Raw genomic sequence first — 15659 nt, 5'->3', positions numbered from 1 at the left:
CCCGTGCGCGGGCGGCTCTGACAAGCATTCGAGTATTGGCTATGCAAACACTTCTGATCACAGGTGCCGCCGGCATCGTCGGCACCGCCCTGCGTCCTTACTTGCGCCAGAAATACCAGCTGCGCTTGCTCGACCGTCAACCGATCCTTGGTCTTGAAGCAGGCGAAACCGCATTGGCGGGTGATCTGACCGACCCGGCCTTTGTCAATCAGGCCGTCGTCGGCAGCCATGCGGTGCTGCACCTGGCGTGCGCCCACGGCACCGGGATCGCCTTTGGCAGCACCGTGGAGCCGAACTATCACGCCACCCTTTACCTGCTCGAAGCGGCAGAACGCCATGGTGTGCAACGTTTCATCTTTACCAGCAGCCACCATGTGCTCGGTCAGTACCGCACTGACGCTGCCGAGACCTTCGACGATATGCCGGCTGCCGCCGACAGCTACTACGCCTTGAGCAAAGTGTTCGGTGAAGCCGCCTGCGCCGCCTGGACCCTACGGTATAAGCTGCCAACCTTTGTGATCCGTATTGGCAACGCTGATGCCAAGGTCAGCGATGCCCGCCGCGTGCGCCTATGGACCAGCGCACGCGACTTGGCACAACTGGTACGCATCGGCCTGGAGCATCCACAGGTCAACCACGAAATTGTCTACGGTGTGTCTGAGTGCCCTGATGCATTGTTCAGCAATGCCCGTGCCCGCGCGCTGGGTTATGCACCTCAGGATAACGCCGCCGACCACCTGGCCGCCGACTTCCTGCCCTACGACGCAATGGACCCTGTTCACTCCGGACGTGACCACGTCGGCGGCAGCTACGCCGGTGCTGCGCTGACGGCCTTGCTGGGGGCTCGCTCATGAAAATCACCCGACTGGACACTTACATTGTCGAGATACCCTTCACCGATGGTGGCAAAGGGCACGATGTCACTCCGACCACTTGGAACACTCTGGAAAACGTGCTGGTCCGGATAGAAGACGAATGCGGCAACGTAGGCTGGGGTGAGGCATTCGGTTACTTCGTCGCCGATGCTACCCGCGCACTGATCCAGCGCTTGTTCATGCCGTTGCTGGTCGGACGCGACGTGCATGACATCGCCCAGTGGAACCTGGACACCCAACTGGCGCTGCATCTGTTTGGTCGCTATGGCGTCACCACCTTTGCGCTCTCGGGCGTGGACATGGCGCTGTGGGACCTCAAGGCACGCCGTGAAGGCGTACCTCTGCATCGCTTGCTGGGCGAAGCAACCCGCACCTCGATTCCCGCCTATGCCAGCCTGGTGCGCTACGGTGAGAACAGCGTGGCGCCCATGATTTGCCAAAAAGCGCTGGAGCAAGGCTTCAAGACCATCAAGCTGCATGAAGTGAGCATCGACGAAATCGCCCGTTGTCGTGACGCCATAGGTGCCGATACACCGTTGGCCACTGACGTGAACTGCGCCTGGAAGGAGGAGGATGTACACACTTGGTTGCCGCGCCTGGCAGGCCTGAAACTGGCGTGGCTGGAAGAGCCGATTTTCCCGCCGGAAGACTTCGCTACCCTGGCCAGCCTCCGCGGCGCCGGCGTGCCGATCTCAGCAGGCGAGAATTGGTGCACCGCGTACCAATTCGAACAGGCCCTCAAGAAGGGCGCAGTGGATTCGATCCAGCCAAGTGTGACCAAGGTCGGCGGCATTACCGAATGCCTGCGCATCGCCGAGTTGGCCAGCCTGCACGACACTGTGGTATTGCCGCATACCCCGTATTTCGGACCGGGCCTGATCGCCACTTTGCATCTGGCAGCAGTCCAGCCAACGGTACCCCAGGTGGAGTACCTGTATGTGCAACCACAAGGCTGGCTCTATGACGTGCCCGGCCTGCTGCATGACGGTGAACTGAGCGTGCCGCAGGGCCCCGGGCTTGGCCTGGACATGGACATGAACGTGTTCGAGCGCTTCCAGCGCAACTGACCCAACCCTTGACGCACTAGCCCTCTCCGGCGCCTTCGGGCCGCCGGCCAGGCTTCTGCATGCCTGAAAAATACGGAGCGACCATGCATACCCTGGCACTGCACAACGAAGTCTGGTCCCTGACTTTATTACCACAATGGGGCGGCCGCATAGCCAGCCTCAAGGTCGGCGAGCTGGATGTGTTCACTCCGCTCCATGCCGGCAGCTTTGATCCGCTGAATTGGCCGCGAGGTGGCGCCTACCCGCTTCTGCCCTACTCCAACCGCCTGCGCAATGCGCGTCTGAAGCACGCGGGCCTGGTCCATGCGTTGCCGGCACACCCCGCCGCTCGCCCGCACACGCTGCATGGTGTCAGCCACACCCTGACCTGGGATGTGATCGAACACAGCGCCACCTACGCCCTGCTGACAGTGGACTATAGCGGCGAACACTGGCCATGGCCGGTGCGTTTCCAACAACGCTTCGAACTCCACGGCGACGGTGTGCGGCTGCAACTGTCGGTCACCAACCTGGGTCACACCTCAATGCCGGCGGGTCTAGGCCTGCACCCATACTTCCAGCGCCACCCCGGCATGACCGTACGGTTCGCCCCCGCCCTGGCTTGGGACATCGACGCAGACTACCTGCCCTGCGGTAGCGTGCGCGAACTGATCGAGCCGCTACTGCTGCCAGCCGATGTCGCCCATGAAGTGGCGGTGTACGGCTCACGCTGGGACGGACGCCTGCAACTCGACTACCCCCAGGGCCAGGTGCTGCTGACGGCGGAGATGCCGTTGAGTCACCTGGTGGTTTTTGCCCCAGCCGGTGCGCCCTACCTGTGCCTGGAACCGGTATCGCACCTGGCGGACGCCTTCAACACGCCATCCGCGCAATGGCCCGAGCAAGGCACCCAAGTGCTTGAGGCTGGGCAAACACTGAGCGCTGCGCTTTCACTCACCTGGACCCCTGCCTGACCCGATCAGACCCACACCGAAGGACAACATTAACAATGAACTTCTATCGCTCCCTGCCTATTTTCAGCCTGGGTCTTGCTCCCGTCGTGGCCCATGCCGACCTCATCGATGACGGCAAAGCTTCGCTGACCCTGCGCAACTTCTACTACAACCACGACCTGCGCGACACCAAGGCGCCGGCGCAGTCGAAAATCGAAGAGTGGGCCCAAGGCTTTATCTTCAAGGCCCAATCAGGCTACACCGACACGCCCATCGGCGTTGGCGTGGACGTCTATGCCGGGCTTGGCCTCAAGCTCGACTCCTCGCCCGCCCGCAGCGGCAGCGAGCTACTACCCGGTTTTACCAAGCGACTGGGTGCCCCGCGCGACAGTGACCCGCGCTCGGTCAATGAGTATTCCGAAGGTACCGCTGCGCTGAAATTGAAGTATTCCAAGACCGAACTGAAGATCGGCGGGCTATTTCCCAAGACTCCACTGGTGTACGCCGGCGACTCACGCTTGCTACCGCAGTTCTTCGAAGGGGTGATGATCGACAGCCAGGAGGTCGAGCATTTCACTTTCAGCCTCGGGCAGATGCGCCAGACCAACTATCGCGGGTTCTCCCATTCCACCGACATGCAGACCGGTAACTACCTGAACGTCAGCAGTGACCGCTTCAACTACTTGGGCACTACCTGGGCCCCGGTGCAGTCGTTCAGCCTGGGCGTGTGGGCCGGCGAATTGGACGACGTTTATCAGCAGAAACTGATCACCGCCTCGAAGTTTGTGGATGTGGGCGCCTGGCGCCTGGCGGGCACCCTGAGCCATACGGATACGGGCGAAGCCGGATCAGCCCGCGCCGGTGCCCTTGACAGTCGCCTGACCTCGGCCCTGGCCAGCGCCGCCTACGGCATGCACAAAGTCACCGTGGGTTACCAGTACAACGCCGGCGACAGCGCGCTGCCGTTTCTGCAGGAAACCGATCTACCCGGCGTGGGCAACGCAATCCAGGTGATGCGATTCGACCGCGCCCAGGAACGGTCGTGGCAAGGGCGCTACGACATCAACTTCGCCGGCTGGGGCGTGCCGGGGCTGACCGCGTTTGCGCGTTATGTGTATGGAGACAACTTCGAGGTCAACGGCCAACCGGGCAAGGAGTGGGAGCGCAACATCGACCTGAGCTACGTGATCCAGTCGGGCACGTTCAAGGACCTGGCGCTGCGCTTTCGCAATGTCGAGATCCAGGGCGACGCCACCGGACGGCGCGATGAAAACCGCGTCATTCTGTCCTATACCTTCGCCTTGAAATAACCCTTAGGCCGGGCCACGGGTCAGCGGGGCCGGTGCGCCTTGGCTGCCGGCCGGCGTACTCATGACGGTCCCCGACCATGGGGCATTCTTGAGCGCCTGCCGGCTGACCGCCTGGCGCGATGAGGTGACAAACAGCGTACGCCCATCGACCGCCCCAAAGCACAGGTCGGTGGGCGACGCGACCGGTACACCGAGCATGCGCTCCAGATTGCCCTCGTGGTCGAACTTGACGATGCTCCAGCCGCCAGACAATGCCGTCCATACGCTGCCATCCGCATCCACTGCCAGGCCACTGAGTTGGCCCGAGCCTTTAGGCATGCTGGTAAAACGGCGCACTTCGCCGCCGGTACGCAGCCGATACACACTGCCCGACTCCGGCGCCAGCGCGAACAACTGTTGACGCGGCGAATCCCAGCATAATGCGCCGATGGCCTCACTGATCTGCCAATGGCTGGTGAGTGTCCCATCGCGGGAGACTTCGCCGACCTTCCACTGGCCGCTGCCCATTCGGATCGCCGCCCAGACCCGCCCGTCACGATCACAACACAGGCAGGTCGGTGTACCAAAACCCCAAGAGGTACGATGCCGCACCTCACCTTTGTCGAAGAAAAAGTATTCGTCCTCCAGCGCCACAAACAGCCCGTTCGGTGTGAGTTCCAGGCCCATGATCGGTTTTTCGGTGCGCAGGATCCGCTTGGTACCCTCGCCGCCGTGGCGAAAGACCGCCGGGCCGAGTTTATCCGCCCAGTACAAGCATTTTTCACTGGTACTCCAACGCGGGTGCCCACCTAAAAACGCCCATTGGCTACTCACCGGCTGCAATTCATCTGGACGCGCCTCAGCCTGCTTCACCGCCAGTTGGCTGCCCACCCGCTGTGCTGACGCCGTCACTTCCGGACCGAGCAACGTCAGGCGCTCAAGGGTCAGTCGATAGGCTGGGCCGGCGATGCTCAGCGCACCGCGTACCTGGCCCGCGCTGTCCACCACCGGCGCGGCTACGCAACGCACACCGAGCACAATTTCTTCGTCATCGACGGCATAGCCGCGCACGCGTGTGACATCCAATTCGGTCATCAAGCGGTTGCGGTCGGTGATAGTCAGCGGTGTCAGGGCAGTAAGGGCCATGTTCTTGACCAGCTCACGCCGCTCTTCATCCGCCAATGCACTGAGGATCGCCTTACCCTGCCCCGTGCAGTACATGGCCTTGCGCTGGCCCATCGAGGCGGCGGAACGTCGGCTGTGGGCGCCATCGCAACGCTCCAGTGATAGCACCTGGTCGCCGTCGCGAATCGCCAGATAGGTAGTTTCCCCAGTCAAGTCACGCAAGGCTCGTAGCTCAAAACTGGCAGCGGCGATCAGGTCCGGTTCCATCCAGGCCCCACGCACCAACTCCAGATAACGAAAGCCCAAGCGGTAGCATTTATTGTTGGCGTCACGGCGCACCATGCCGCGTTCAATCAAAAGGGCCAGTAGGCGATAAAGCGTGGCACGAGGGAGGTTCAACTGTGCGGCGAGTTGCTGATTATCCAGGCCGTCAGTGGAGAGTCCGATGGCTTCAAGAATGTCGAAGGTTTTGTCGAGAACGGCGGTTCCCTTGGCTCGGTCCATGCTGACCTCTTTGCAGTTTTCTCAGATGTATCACGTGCCAGGAAATTGCTGATGAAAAAAACGCCAATTATCCACACCCGGTCCCATGATGTGAGAATTCTGTCTGTTATGTATAAACATCGTCATCACTCCTTGCAGCGGTCTATCGACTATTTGGCCCCAGGACCAATCAGTGAGCTTTCGATCTGGACGCCTGGCATCATTTGCTGCAACCCTTCGATGAGTTTGTCCCCCGCTTCCGTCAAGGCTTCAAGCGGCATCGCCGGCAGACTCTCCAGAATGAACCACATGCTCTTCGCGTCAGCAGCGAGACGGGTCCTGACACCTTGCCGCCAATTCCAGCGACGGCAAGTCACGCCGTTGTCATCGCGCCAGACAACCTCGCCGGCATCCGGATACTCGAGAGCAGGAACACCCTCTTTCATCGTGTCAAAAGGCTCGGTGCCATCAGCGACTACGAGCTGTGGGGAGCCCACATAGGCTTCAATGTTTTCCCCGCCAACCGGGATGGCGTACTCAATGCTGATTGCGTTGTAGAGATCGACGATGGGATCCAGGCCAGGCAAGCTGCCGTCACGTAAAACTCGTTTACGCAGCGCTTCAGCTGAACAAGGCGTGCGCTGCGGCTTGGCCCCAAACTTTCGGAAGGTCTCAGCCCATGCGGCCAAATGGGCTTCTCCCCAGCTTGGCCCACCTTCCTGAACGGCCTTGCAAGCACGGTCCAGCGCGGCCTGAGCCACCTCAGGATGAGCCAGTGGCGCAGCTCCCACCACGATGCTCAGGGCCCTGAACTCCGGCGCCAGCTCGGCAACGGCTTGATCGATTAACGGCAGTACGGGCAGCATCAAAAACCTCCAGGAACCTAAATGTCATTTCATGCTAGTCAGCGGCGACCAATAAAGTCAATATAATGACCAATATCATCTACTATAACGGCTGATCCGATTGACGGAGCTACTGATAACAGTCGAGAATCCCAGCATATTTTTTCTCATGACCCTCATCAATGACCACCAATACCAGCCTGTCGACTACCCCTGGCGCTGATGCCCAAGCCGTCAGCCTGGCTGTTGCGCGCACGCTAAAACAGGCGCGTAAAGCCCAGAAGATCACGTTGGATGAGCTTTCCCGCCGCGCTGGCGTGAGCAAAGGAATGGTCGTCGAAATAGAGAAATGTACGGCGAATCCCAGCATCGGCATCCTTTGCAAAATCGCCGCCGCGCTGGGCCTGTCCGTTGCAGATATCGTCAATGTGACCGAAGCCCCATCTGCCCATATCATCGACAGCCAAGACATACCCACGCTCTGGACCGGTGAACTGGGAGGAACGGCGCGCCTTCTGGCTGGAACGTCCGGCCCAGATATGATTGAGCTGTGGCGTTGGGAAATGCACCCAGGCGAATCTTTCGCTTCACAGGGGCATCCTCAGGGCACGCTTGAACTGTTTCATGTGGAGAAAGGCACGCTGAAATGCGTGGTAGGGGAAACGGAGTTAGTCATCCCTGCGGGGAGCTCAGCAGTGGCCAAAACCGATGTCCCCCATTCCTATTCCAACGCTGGAAGATCCAAGCTGGTATTCACTATGTCTGTGACGGAGATGCACCAGTAGGTACCGGCAGACTGGCAGCCAGTGAGCATCTGCAAAGTGGACGAACCAGCCAATTTCAAAGGGTCTGTGCCGCCGAAAGCCATCAAGCCCTACGCAGGATCACCACCAGGGCGTGCGCTCGCCATTGCTCGAGCATCACATGCAGCTGGGGGCAAAACTGGGGGCATATTTGAAATTTTTCTACCTGAAAGCACCGCCCTAGAGCCTAGTAAAATGTTTTCGGCAACCCTGAGAGTCTCTGCATCAAACCGGAGCAGCGCAACGCGTCATGTGGAAGGCTGCGGATCACTACCCGCCCTCCTCCAGAAATCTTCGGCAGACTGACTGAGGATTGCTTTCGGGCGGGTCAGATGAATTTCCAGAGGTATATCCCAGCTTTCGTCGAGCGCTCTGACTAAGCGCCCATCTAGGATTTCTTGTTCGGTAAGGCTCTTAGGCAACCACGCCACTCCTTTGCTTTCCAGAGCCATGGACATGAGTACCGCTGCAAGGTGGCTGCTGAAGAGTGGCTTGAGGTGAAGGTAGTCTTCCTTGCCACGCAGTCTGTGGGCGACGATTCGCCCCAGTCCAGACTCATGGGTGTAGGCGAGGTATGGCAACGCTGCAGGCGAGGTACCGAAGTTAGTGGATGCACTCGCAAGCGGTACGAGGACGTCCTCCCCCACCTTTTTGCTGATGAATTGATCAGGCGCCAGTAAAGGCGGAACGTCGGGATGGCGGTGGCAGAGCAGAAACTGAACCTGACCATGTATCAGCATCTGCTCACAGACCGCCATGCTGTCAGAGTGTAGCTTCACGGCCTCAATGGGAGCACCGTTTTCTGAGCTTCGAAGCCACTTGGGAAAAAATGTAAACGACAGGGAATGAGTTGCCGCGAATTGCAGCGATTTGGCGGCTATTCCTGCTACCTCTTGAGCCTCGCTACGCATCCTGTACAAATGCCGGGCAGCTTCCTGAGCACTGGGCAAAATTTGCCTTCCTGCCTCGGTAAGGGTTGCTCCTTGTGGTGTGCGCACAAATAACTCGACGCCCATCCAATTCTCCAGAGATCGTACTCTTCGACTGAAGGCTGGCTGAGTAACATGGCGTGCCTCAGCAGCACGGACAAAACTGCCGTACTCCGCAAGCGCTGAAAGATCTTCGAGCCAAACGAGTTCCAAGGGGCCATGCCTCCTGTGCATAGGGTGCGGCATTAATAGCATTGGGAGGGTGACATCGCAAAGCATAACGTGGGGCCACAAACAACAAGAGGAACCCGTCATGCGTATCGTAGACATCCGTGAAAAAACAGTTTCTATTGCCTCCCCAATTGCCAACGCCTATATCGACTTTTCCAAAATGACCTGCTCGGTCGTCGCTGTCATCACGGATGTGATTCGCGATGGCAAACCTGTCATCGGCTACGGTTTCAACTCCAATGGTCGCTATGGTCAAGGCGCCCTGATGCGTGATCGTTTCCTGGCGCGTATCACCGAAGCGGATCCAGACACGCTGGTCGACCATGAAAACAACAACCTGGATCCGTTCGCCATCTGGAAAGCCCTGATGACCAACGAAAAGCCAGGCGGCCACGGCGAGCGCTCGGTCGCGGTTGGCACCATCGACATGGCTGTATGGGATGCCGTCGCCAAGATTGAAGGCAAACCACTCTATCGCTTGCTGGCTGATCGTTACCGTGACGGCGTGGCCGATGACAAGGTCTGGGTCTATGCAGCAGGTGGCTACTACTACCCTGGCAAAGACCAGACCAAGCTCAAAGCAGAAATGCAGAGCTATCTGGATCGTGGCTACGACGTCGTCAAGATGAAGATTGGTGCTGTACCGCTGGACGAAGATATCCGTCGCATCGAAGCGGTACTCGAAGTGGTGGGAGATGGCCGTCGACTGGCGGTCGATGCCAACGGTCGTTTCGACCTTCAGACCGGTATTGCTTACGCGGAAGCCATCAAGAAGTACAACCTCTTCTGGTATGAGGAGATCGGCGACCCGCTCGATTACGCACTCCAGGCTGAACTTGCCAATCACTATGAACTGCCCATGGCGACCGGTGAAAACCTGTTCTCCCACCAAGACGCCCGTAACCTGCTGCGTCACGGCGGCATGCGCCCGGATCGCGACTTCCTGCAGTTCGACTGTGCGCTGTCCTACGGGCTCGTGGAGTACATGCGCACCCTGAAAGTGATGGAAGAAATGGGTTGGTCTTCCCGTCGCGTAGTTCCGCACGGCGGTCACCAGATGTCCCTGAACATCGCAGCCGGTCTGCACCTGGGCGGCAATGAATCTTACCCCGACGTGTTCCAGCCTTTCGGCGGCTTCGCTGACGGGATCAAGGTGGAAAATGGTTATGTCGGTCTGCCAGATATTCCAGGTGTTGGCTTCGAAGCCAAGTCCGCCTTGTACGCAGTAATGCGTGAGTTGGGCGAAGGCTGATCAACCTCGATCTGCGGCCCCTTTGAAAGAGGCCGCAGATTCAGGCGTCACCCACTGACGCCAAGCCACATGCCCATCACAAAAATAAAATGAGGTGCTTCCGTGGAAATCTCCAAATCCCGTTGGTATAGCCAGCTGTATGTGCAAGTGCTGATCGGCATCGTGATCGGTGCAGCTATCGGTTACTTCGTACCCGATATCGGAGCCAAGCTCCAACCCTTTGCCGATGGTTTCATCAAACTGATCAAAATGCTGTTGGCGCCCATTATTTTCGGTACGGTCGTTGTAGGTATCGCGAAGATGGGCAGTATCAAAGAAGTCGGGCGGATTGGCGTAAAAGCGCTGATCTACTTTGAGATTCTATCTACCATCGCCCTAGTTGTCGGCCTTATCGTGGTCAACATCGTCAAGCCTGGTGTCGGTATGAACATTAACGTCAGTGCGCTTGATGGAAGTGCTATCAGCAAGTACAGCCAGGCTGCCAGCGAACAGGGCGGCACCATTGATTTCTTCCTCAATATCATCCCCCACACGTTCCTCGGCGCATTCTCCAATGGCGTCATGCTGCAGGTCATTCTGCTTTCGGTTTTGATGGGTGTTGCCTTGGTTCAGATGGGCGAAACCAGCAAGCCGCTGATCAACACCATTGATCTGTTCCTGCAAGGCTTGTTCAAGATCGTTGCAATGGTCATGCGCTTGGCGCCGATTGGTGCGGGTGCCGGGATGGCGTTCACTATCGGCAAGTACGGGATTGGCACCTTGCTGTCACTCGGTCAGTTGCTGATCGCGCTCTACATCACAACCTTGATTTTCATCGTGGTGGTGCTGGGTACGGTGGCCAGATGGTCGGGCATGCCGCTCATGCAATTCCTTCGTTACTTCAAAGATGAAATTCTCATCACGCTTGGCACCTGTTCAACCGAAGCCGTGCTGCCACGAATGATGGTGAAACTTGAAAAGCTTGGCTGCAAAAAGTCGGTAGTGGGCATGGTGTTGCCAACGGGGTACACCTTCAATGCGGACGGCACCTGCATCTATCTCACCATGGCCGCCATCTTCATCGCCCAGGCGACCAATACGCCACTGACGTTTGTGGATCAGATGATTCTGCTGGGCGTATTCCTGCTGACTTCCAAAGGCTCGGCTGGCGTGGCAGGTGCGGGGTTTGTGACGTTGGCCGCAACGCTCACAACTATCCACTCCATTCCTCTGGTTGGGCTCGTTTTGCTCTTGGGCATTGACCGGTTCCTGAACGAGGCGCGGGCCGTGACCAACCTGATCGGTAACGGCATCGGCACCATTGCCATTGCCAAGTGGGACAACTCGTTCGATGTCGAGGCCTGTGAGCGTGAAATTGCCGCCATGAAACATGAAAAGGCGGAAAGGAAGGCATTGCTGGCGCAGAAATAATCCGCAAAGCGATCCGGTCATTCCACGTCAGAAACGGTTATGACCGGTAGTGCTTTCTGAATAGCCCCGGGGTTCATAGACACCTCTTTACCTTAAATATAGGCCGTGCGCAGAACCGATACGAATTCCTGTGGCACTACGCGCACCTGAGCGCACGTGTTGTCAGCCGACTTGGTGGCCAATTGAAGCGGGAGGTTCTGGGGCCAACCTGGCTATCGAGACCCATGTCCAGAATCACTATGTTCAACATGGGACATGCGCAAATAAAAGCCGCTAGAACGCATGTTCCAGCGGCATCGGCAAATGCTCTTGGGGAATCCCGACAGGCTTTGATGCGCGCCATGTTTGATACCTGGCCTGGCCCACGCTGAAAAGGTCGGGCCAGGCCAGTCAATCACTGCGCACACCTGACGGTTGCAGGCGCCCTCTTCTAGGTACTGATCACTCTTTACTCAAGTCCACCAACGGCGTCTGCCGCACTTCTGTGGCACGTCCGTCCTGGATCGATTTGACCTGTTGCAACGCCTTGCTCACCGCCGGTTCATCGGTCAGCAAGGTGTAGCTGATGCGGAACTGGCGCTGTTGTTTAGGGCCAATGGTCGGCACCAGATTCAATGGTCTCTGGTAGCGGCGGTTGTAGGAAAAGCTGGTGCCTGGCTCAAGCCCGGTGACGTAGCCCTGGCCTCGTGTATCGGTGTTTTTCCACAGTGAGAACACCGGCAATTGCTGCACGTTGAAGCCAACCGCGACGCCGAGGCTGGCGGCTTTGTTATGCAGCACGGTCAAGGTGTTGCCTTTGGCGTCGCCGTAAGGCACCACGTTGTACACGGTTTCGTCGTAGTCCGGTGTCGGTGCCCGGTAAGTCTGCCAGTCGCCCAGGTCAGCCCTGGCTTTGTCGTTGAAAGGCGACACTTGTTTGACCGGTGCCGCAAAGCGGGCGCCCTCCTCCAGAAACGGCGTGCTGAAGTTGCTGTGGTACAGCGCCTGGTATTCTTTCGGGTAATCGCCGTTGTTGGTCAGCGTGTCATTAAGCACAAAGTGCGCCGCACCCGGTTCGGTGACCAGCTCGGTTTGCACGCTGAAGTCGACTTTTTTGAATGCCTGCTCTTTCAACTCGCCACGCACGTGGATGGCATACGGCGGAGTTTCGTCGATATGCACGGTCACCCGGCTGGCCGGGATGTTCGCCGCGCGACCATGCAAGGTCAGCAACTCGCCGTTGTCCATGCCCGGATGGCCGACCCACTCGTAACCACACCGGGTGACCAGTTCGTTGAAGCCTTCGAGCCAGCCCAGGCCGCCGCGACCGTTCAACTCGATGAACGCCGGGTTGACCACTTCCTTCACCGGCGAATCCCACCCCATCCGCACACTGCCGACCTGGGCACTGAGTACGTTCATGCCACGGGTCGGCACCACCGTCAGTTTCATCGTGCCGTTATCGATATCGATCAGACTCACGCCTTCCTGACGACCGCCGTGCAGGGTGCGCATGCTGACTGAAAAGGGTTTGTCGACTTTGAGCCCCAACTGCTCGCTGGTTATACGCAGGTTACTGGCGGGCTTGTCGCTGTCGAGCAACACAAAGTCCCAAGCGTAAGCGTGAGAGCCAAAGGACAACGCTGCAAGGGCGCAGGTGACGGGAAGCAGTTTCATGGCGGATCCTTTCTTGGAATTATGATTGGCCGACTAGATGAATCGTTTCAGCCAGAAAGCCAGTCTAGCTCCATTTTCTGCGGCGGAGTAGCCACCGAAAGCCAAGGATTCGTTCAATCCATCCAACAGGGCGTAGGGTTAATGCTGCCCTGGTGAAGTGTTCTTCGAGGCCCCGCCTCCCCTGAAGACCGAGTAACAGCGCAGCGGCTGTGACCCGGACAACCATTAGCCAACGGGCTGGCGATTCAACCTGTCCCCCCGGCAGCACGGACGCTGCCTGAACCGGGTAACTGGACGGATGGCAGGGCACACGGGCTGATGGATGCGAGAAAGGCGCTATTCTCGTATAGGGCAAGTGTAATGACGGTCAAACAACATCGGCTCACTGACCCGCAACACGGTTATTAGCCGCCCCTCTTGTAGTCATTACATCTTATAAGTCCATCTTTTTTGCCACCCACTCTTAGGCGACTCCATGGATACCCTAAGCAAGCGTGAAATCGAGACCGCTCTCTCGCAGCGGTTACCCCATTGCATCGTCACGTGCGGTATCAATCCTGATGCCAGCTTGTCGATCGAGATTCTGGCACCGGGCTCCAACCAGTTCACCATTGCAAACATTGACCGGACCCAATACCCCGGCACGTGCGGGATGAATAAGCTGATCCGGGAAATACTGGAGGAAATGGTCATCTCCAGACAGTCCTCTCACCTTCTACGTGCGCAAGGATAAAACCTCGAGATCTCTGCAAGGCATTGCCGAAGGGTTCAATGTTGAAAATTCAATGAAAAAAAATAAACCATTCGCTTCGCCTCGGCTCAACCGTTAAACGACGCCTTCGTCGTCTGAAATCGAGGAGAACGAAATGATCACCACACGCATGGCTCAGATAGGGTTGATGGTGTTGCTGACGGCAGGTTCCGTGTCTGCAGTGATGGCTGGCTCCCCCAATGACTTTGTCGAAAAAGCGGCGCAAGGCGGTATCGCAGAAATCGAAAGCAGTAAAGTGGCACTGGAAAAAAGCAGCGCTGCGGACGTCAAAGCCTTCGCCCAGCACATGATCGATGACCACACCCGGGCCAATCAGGACCTGATGGGGCTGGCCAAGAAGCTCGATATCGATCTACCCGATGTCGCCACATTGACGGCCCAGGCCAATACCGAGGCAAAAAAAATGGCTCTGGACGTACGCCCGGAGCTCTTCGATAAAACCTATGCGGACAAGCAGGTCAAAGCTCACGAAAAAGCCTTGCTCTTGTTCAAGGAAAAGGCCGCAGCAACCGTTGATACACCGCTCAAGGTCTTCGCCGAGAAGACGCTGCCTACGCTGGAAATGCACCTGGACATGGCCAAAAAACTTCAGAGCCAGCACGCACGCTAATCCTCCGGCTCTTTCCAAAAAGCCGGGACCAATGCGAAATCCGTTTGACCCCGGCCAGGCCGTCGCAGCACATGCTGATCCGAGCAGGCGGTCTTGCGCCACGGCAAGGCGATCGTTGGCCGACCACCCTCCTCGCGCTGTCATCTGGTCAAGCCCAACTGCTTGCGCATCGCAGTGGTAATGGACTGCCGGGTGGCTTCGACCATGGATTTCCACGGTCTGGCGGCGTGATTGTCGAACACGAAAGACCGACAAACGGCCCTGGCTGGTTAACATTCACCGTTGATGAATAGTGTTGTATCGGGACCTTGAATGTTTCACCCGGTGAACAATCTCCGCCGTGAGCTGGATCGATAACCCGCATTAGCTATTTCCGCTGACTTTCCACCGTTTGCTTAGATGGAAAAGTTTGAACAAACCCTATCAGCTCACAGCATTTGACCGCTGATCGCACGGGGTCGAACTTTGTAAAACTTCCAAAAGCCAACTCAACTCCTAATTAATGCTTGCTTCCATGGCGAGCAAAATTCAATGAACCAAGAGGTATCGAATCATGGCTAACACCGGACGTTCTAACCCCGGGAATTTTGCGAACGATCGAGAGAAAGCATCTGAAGCCGGGAAAAAGGGCGGTCATGCCTCAGGCGCTAATAATGACCGGAACAAAACGCCCTCTCAGGGCAAAAAAGGCGGACAACCCGGCGGCGCAGGCCGCAGCTGATTGTTGAGCAACAGGGCAAGGGCTTCGGCCCTTGTCCTCGACAGGAGGTGATTCAATGTCCGAGCACATCGTGCACTTTCATTGCCAGATCGATCAGGGCACCACGGAACGCTTCCGTGACAGCTGCCTTGAAGCCCTGGAGCAAGGCGCCAGCTCGCTGCTGCTGAACCTCTCTACCACAGGCGGCAGCACCAATTTCGGCTTTACCCTGTACACCTTTATCAAATCGTTACCGGTGCCGATTTGCGCGATTAACGCGGGGAATATCGAGTCCATGGGCATCATCATGTTTCTCGCGGCTCAACAGCGGATCACAACGCCTCACTCGCGCTTTCTTATCCATCCCATGAACTGGTATTTCAATCAAAGCTCTGTAGACCATCAGCGTCTGCGCGAGTACCTGTCGAGCCTGGACAACGACCTGGCGCGCTATGTCAAAATCTACGAGATCGAGACCGCTAATGCCGCGACCCGACTGGATATATTCAAATGCCTGTCAGCCGAAGAAAAAGTCATAGCCGCCCAGGACTCACTGGTCTACGGGATTGCCCACGAAGTGAAGCAAGTGGTCTTCGGCGATGACATCAAACACTGGAAAGTCAGCGGTGGTTGAGGGGCTGATTCCACACCCGAAACACTCGGGCGGCTGTATCAAACAG

Annotated in this window: 15 protein-coding genes; 11 read left to right on the top strand and 4 right to left on the bottom strand. The window is 57.7% G+C overall.

The window, feature by feature from the left end; translation table 11 throughout:
- The first annotated feature begins 41 nt into the window (after window positions 1–41).
- From DQN55_RS10715 to DQN55_RS10700, 4 genes are all read left to right on the top strand, one after another.
- Window positions 42–854, top strand: coding sequence for an NAD-dependent epimerase/dehydratase family protein (locus DQN55_RS10715; protein WP_048380082.1), 813 nt, complete (start codon window positions 42–44; stop codon window positions 852–854).
- Window positions 851–1942: a mandelate racemase/muconate lactonizing enzyme family protein gene (locus DQN55_RS10710; RefSeq protein WP_048380083.1), complete on the top strand. Its 1092-nt coding sequence runs from the start codon at window positions 851–853 to the stop codon at window positions 1940–1942. The genes DQN55_RS10715 and DQN55_RS10710 overlap by 4 nt, the downstream gene beginning before the upstream one ends.
- A gap of 83 nt (window positions 1943–2025) precedes the next feature.
- Entirely contained in the window at window positions 2026–2895 is an 870-nt protein-coding gene (locus DQN55_RS10705; protein WP_048380084.1) for an aldose epimerase family protein, read from the top strand.
- 35 nt (window positions 2896–2930) lie between these two features.
- The gene (locus DQN55_RS10700) at window positions 2931–4184 is read left to right on the top strand and encodes an OprD family outer membrane porin (protein WP_048380085.1); all 1254 of its coding nucleotides are present in this window, start codon (window positions 2931–2933) and stop codon (window positions 4182–4184) included.
- Between the two features lie 3 nt (window positions 4185–4187).
- Here DQN55_RS10700 and DQN55_RS10695 read toward each other — a convergent pair whose 3' ends face one another.
- Together DQN55_RS10695 and DQN55_RS10690 are read right to left on the bottom strand one after the other, a co-directional pair.
- Window positions 4188–5792, bottom strand: coding sequence for an IclR family transcriptional regulator domain-containing protein (locus DQN55_RS10695; RefSeq protein WP_048380087.1), 1605 nt, complete (start codon window positions 5790–5792; stop codon window positions 4188–4190).
- 149 nt (window positions 5793–5941) lie between these two features.
- Window positions 5942–6637 carry a B3/B4 domain-containing protein gene (locus DQN55_RS10690; RefSeq protein ID WP_048380089.1) on the bottom strand — a complete coding sequence of 232 codons (696 nt, stop codon included), beginning with the start codon at window positions 6635–6637 and terminating at the stop codon, window positions 5942–5944.
- 161 nt (window positions 6638–6798) lie between these two features.
- Here DQN55_RS10690 and DQN55_RS10685 point away from each other — a divergent pair, with 161 nt between their 5' ends.
- Window positions 6799–7401, top strand: a complete 603-nt coding sequence (locus DQN55_RS10685) for a helix-turn-helix domain-containing protein (RefSeq protein ID WP_048380092.1) — start codon at window positions 6799–6801, stop codon at window positions 7399–7401.
- A gap of 266 nt (window positions 7402–7667) precedes the next feature.
- Here the strand turns inward: DQN55_RS10685 and DQN55_RS10680 are convergent, their stop codons facing one another.
- Window positions 7668–8561 (bottom strand): LysR family transcriptional regulator, encoded by an 894-nt coding sequence (locus tag DQN55_RS10680; RefSeq protein ID WP_048380094.1) that lies wholly within the window; start codon window positions 8559–8561, stop codon window positions 7668–7670.
- A gap of 100 nt (window positions 8562–8661) precedes the next feature.
- Here DQN55_RS10680 and DQN55_RS10675 point away from each other — a divergent pair, with 100 nt between their 5' ends.
- Together DQN55_RS10675 and dctA are read left to right on the top strand one after the other, a co-directional pair.
- On the top strand, window positions 8662–9831 hold the full coding sequence (locus tag DQN55_RS10675) for a mandelate racemase/muconate lactonizing enzyme family protein (RefSeq protein ID WP_048380096.1): 1170 nt from the start codon (window positions 8662–8664) through the stop codon (window positions 9829–9831).
- Window positions 9832–9933: 102 nt separating this feature from the next.
- Window positions 9934–11241, top strand: coding sequence for a C4-dicarboxylate transporter DctA (gene dctA, locus DQN55_RS10670; RefSeq protein ID WP_048380098.1), 1308 nt, complete (start codon window positions 9934–9936; stop codon window positions 11239–11241).
- Between the two features lie 441 nt (window positions 11242–11682).
- On the opposite strand, the gene DQN55_RS10665 is transcribed toward dctA, so the two are convergent.
- Window positions 11683–12897: an aldose 1-epimerase family protein gene (locus DQN55_RS10665; protein WP_048380100.1), complete on the bottom strand. Its 1215-nt coding sequence runs from the start codon at window positions 12895–12897 to the stop codon at window positions 11683–11685.
- Between the two features lie 475 nt (window positions 12898–13372).
- Here DQN55_RS10665 and DQN55_RS10660 point away from each other — a divergent pair, with 475 nt between their 5' ends.
- The 4 genes from DQN55_RS10660 (at window position 13373) to DQN55_RS10645 (ending at window position 15613) form a co-directional block, all read left to right on the top strand.
- The gene (locus tag DQN55_RS10660; protein WP_048380102.1) at window positions 13373–13630 is read left to right on the top strand and encodes a hypothetical protein; all 258 of its coding nucleotides are present in this window, start codon (window positions 13373–13375) and stop codon (window positions 13628–13630) included.
- Window positions 13631–13763: 133 nt separating this feature from the next.
- Window positions 13764–14279 carry a DUF4142 domain-containing protein gene (locus DQN55_RS10655; protein WP_048380104.1) on the top strand — a complete coding sequence of 172 codons (516 nt, stop codon included), beginning with the start codon at window positions 13764–13766 and terminating at the stop codon, window positions 14277–14279.
- Between the two features lie 553 nt (window positions 14280–14832).
- A complete protein-coding gene (locus tag DQN55_RS10650) occupies window positions 14833–15000 on the top strand; it encodes a KGG domain-containing protein (RefSeq protein ID WP_074702923.1) in 168 nt (55 codons plus the stop codon).
- A gap of 55 nt (window positions 15001–15055) precedes the next feature.
- Complete coding sequence (locus DQN55_RS10645; RefSeq protein WP_048380105.1) at window positions 15056–15613, top strand: ATP-dependent Clp protease proteolytic subunit; 558 nt, start codon at window positions 15056–15058, stop codon at window positions 15611–15613.
- The last annotated feature ends 46 nt before the right edge of the window (window positions 15614–15659 follow it).

It is taken from the genome of Pseudomonas taetrolens, assembly GCF_900475285.1.
GTDB classification, from domain to species: domain Bacteria; phylum Pseudomonadota; class Gammaproteobacteria; order Pseudomonadales; family Pseudomonadaceae; genus Aquipseudomonas; species Aquipseudomonas taetrolens.
Note: the sequence above shows the minus strand (reverse complement) of the source record. Positions and strands in the feature narration are given on the sequence as shown.

Coding starts and splice junctions, on each gene's coding strand:
- DQN55_RS10695 (WP_048380087.1), bottom strand. CDS start 5,792: ATGGACCGAGCCAAGGGAACCGCCGTTCTCGACAAAACCTTCGACATT.
- DQN55_RS10650 (WP_074702923.1), top strand. CDS start 14,833: ATGGCTAACACCGGACGTTCTAACCCCGGGAATTTTGCGAACGATCGA.
- DQN55_RS10710 (WP_048380083.1), top strand. CDS start 851: ATGAAAATCACCCGACTGGACACTTACATTGTCGAGATACCCTTCACC.
- DQN55_RS10675 (WP_048380096.1), top strand. CDS start 8,662: ATGCGTATCGTAGACATCCGTGAAAAAACAGTTTCTATTGCCTCCCCA.
- DQN55_RS10660 (WP_048380102.1), top strand. CDS start 13,373: ATGGATACCCTAAGCAAGCGTGAAATCGAGACCGCTCTCTCGCAGCGG.
- DQN55_RS10685 (WP_048380092.1), top strand. CDS start 6,799: ATGACCACCAATACCAGCCTGTCGACTACCCCTGGCGCTGATGCCCAA.
- DQN55_RS10655 (WP_048380104.1), top strand. CDS start 13,764: ATGATCACCACACGCATGGCTCAGATAGGGTTGATGGTGTTGCTGACG.
- DQN55_RS10690 (WP_048380089.1), bottom strand. CDS start 6,637: ATGCTGCCCGTACTGCCGTTAATCGATCAAGCCGTTGCCGAGCTGGCG.
- DQN55_RS10700 (WP_048380085.1), top strand. CDS start 2,931: ATGAACTTCTATCGCTCCCTGCCTATTTTCAGCCTGGGTCTTGCTCCC.
- DQN55_RS10665 (WP_048380100.1), bottom strand. CDS start 12,897: ATGAAACTGCTTCCCGTCACCTGCGCCCTTGCAGCGTTGTCCTTTGGC.
- DQN55_RS10715 (WP_048380082.1), top strand. CDS start 42: ATGCAAACACTTCTGATCACAGGTGCCGCCGGCATCGTCGGCACCGCC.
- DQN55_RS10645 (WP_048380105.1), top strand. CDS start 15,056: ATGTCCGAGCACATCGTGCACTTTCATTGCCAGATCGATCAGGGCACC.
- DQN55_RS10705 (WP_048380084.1), top strand. CDS start 2,026: ATGCATACCCTGGCACTGCACAACGAAGTCTGGTCCCTGACTTTATTA.